This window comes from Frankia sp. AiPs1 (genome assembly GCF_023716945.1).
Classification (GTDB): domain Bacteria; phylum Actinomycetota; class Actinomycetes; order Frankiales; family Frankiaceae; genus Frankia.
On record NZ_JAMQQF010000929.1, the window covers coordinates 1 to 1,440 of the forward strand.

Sequence of the window (1,440 nt, forward strand, 5' to 3'; positions counted from 1 at the left end):
GGGTGTGTTTTTTTTTTTTTTGCGGGGGGGGGGGGGGGGGGGGGGGGGGGGGGGGGGGGGCCCGCGGGGGGGGGGGGGGGCCGGGGCCCCCCCCGCGCTGCGGACCGGCGCCTGGCGGCCTGACCCGGACGAGACCGACGCGGCTGTGACCATCCTGCACCGGATGGATCTTGCCCGCCGCAACCCCGACATCCCCCTGCGGCGCATCGTCCACCGCGCGCTGGACGAGACGTACCCGCAGCTCACCGTCTGGCGGGCCCGCCCGATGTACCTGTACGCGGCGGTGAAGACCGTCCAGTTGCTCGCCGCGGGCCCGCCGACCGGCGCGCACGCCGCGGCCGCGCAGGCCGCCTGGGAACGTCTCGGTGACCTGCTCCATGCTGTGATCGCCGCCGTCCAGGCCGGGCCTTAGGCGGTGAGGCGAATCGAGTCGTGATCGTTCGCGGGTCCCGCGGGTCCCGCGGGTAGCAGCGGGCCGATGTGTGGGAGAGCGCCCACATGAGTCCTTGGGCGTGGTTCGGCGCCGGTCTTCTCTCTACCAACGGACCCGGGAAGCACCGCTACCTCGCCATTCCGGCAGTCGGTTGACGGCCAATTGCCGGCCTCATAGCGTGTGATCGGCGTCACCCAACGAGGCGGGGAGGTCGGTCGGGTGCGGGAGCGCGTGGCGATCGTGACGGGCGGCGGGGGCGGCATCGGCGCGGAGGTGTCGGTGGAGCTCGCCCGGCGCGGCGCCACCGTCGTCGTGCTGGACAGCGGCGACGGCCTGCGCGGCGAGCCGCTGGGGGAGCGCAGCGCCGAGCGGACCGTCCGGCGCATCGAGGCGGCGGGCGGCCGTGCCGTCGCCGCGCCGATCTCCGTCACCGACCCCGACGCCGTGCGCGGGCTCGTCGAGGAGACCGTCGCCCGGTTCGGCTCGTTGGACATTGTCGTCAACGCGGCCGGGATCGTGCGCTTCCCCCGCATCGCCGACGCCGCCGCTGACGACTGGGCGGCGCTGCTCAGCGTGCACCTCGACGGGTATCTCAACATGCTGGCCGCCGCGCTGCCGCGGATGACGGCCGCCGGGTACGGCCGGATCGTGGGCGTCACCTCCGGCGTCGGGCTGGCGCGGACCTCGGTCGACGGCCCGGCCTACGGCAGCGCCAAGCGGGCCGTCGCCGCCCTGACCTGGCAGCTCGGCCCGGTCCTGCCCGCGGGGGTGGCGGTGAACGCGCTCTCGCCCATCGCCGCAACCCGGATGGTGACCGAGGGCCTCGTCGCCGCCGGCGCCGATCCGCGCGGCCTCGACCTGTCCGCGATGCCGCAGCCGGCGCACATGGCTCCCGCCGCCGCCCGGTTGGCGAGCGAGGAGTTCGGCTGGTGCCGCGGGCGGGTGCTGTTCTCCGCCGGTTCGGAACTGTCCCTGATCGCGCCGCCGCGGCTGGTCGAGGCGGTGGC

Annotated in this window: 2 protein-coding genes; both read left to right on the plus strand. The window is 75.4% G+C overall.

Features of this window, described 5'->3' with window-relative positions; translation table 11 throughout:
* Positions 1 to 145 precede the first annotated feature (145 nt).
* Positions 146 to 412: a hypothetical protein gene (locus tag ND748_RS31945; RefSeq protein WP_251750003.1), complete on the plus strand. Its 267-nt coding sequence runs from the start codon at positions 146 to 148 to the stop codon at positions 410 to 412.
* A gap of 240 nt (positions 413 to 652) precedes the next feature.
* The coding region (locus tag ND748_RS31950) for an SDR family NAD(P)-dependent oxidoreductase (protein ID WP_251750004.1) at positions 653 to 1,440 on the plus strand (788 nt) is incomplete at its 3' end.